Genomic DNA, 434 nt, shown 5'->3' on the forward strand with positions numbered 1-434 from the left:
GTCTCCACCGTCCGGACCAGGGGGGCGAGTTCGGGGTTCTGTGCGGCTTGGTCGAGGGCTTCGCGCAGGGCTTTGTCGTTGGTCGGGCGGGCTTCTTCCAGGAGGCGGAGGCCTGCTTCGGTGACGTCGGTGTAGATGCCGCGGCGGTCGGTGGGGCACAGGTAGCGGGAGAGCAGGCCGCGGTCTTCCAGGCGGGTGACGAGCCGGGTGGTGGCGCTCTGGCTGAGGACGACCGCGTCGGCGACCTGCTTCATCTGGAGATGGCCGCCCTCGCCGTCGTGCTGGCGGCTGAGCACGTCCAGCAGGGAGTACTCGCGCACGCTCAGATCGTGCCCGGCCTGAAGGGCGCGCTCGATGTGCGCCTCGATCCTGCCGTGCAGCAGGGAGAGCGCGCACCAGCCCTGCGCGAGGGCGGTGAGCGCGGGGTCCGTCGC

At 71.4% G+C, this 434-nt stretch carries 1 protein-coding gene; it reads right to left on the minus strand.

Going from position 1 to position 434, the window contains the following annotated elements:
• On the minus strand, positions 1-434 hold a 434-nt coding region (locus KUM44_RS31985; protein ID WP_217213253.1), incomplete at both ends, for a MarR family winged helix-turn-helix transcriptional regulator.

Origin of the sequence: Streptomyces sp. AC550_RSS872 (assembly GCF_019049285.1) — a bacterium.
Lineage (GTDB): Bacteria > Actinomycetota > Actinomycetes > Streptomycetales > Streptomycetaceae > Streptomyces.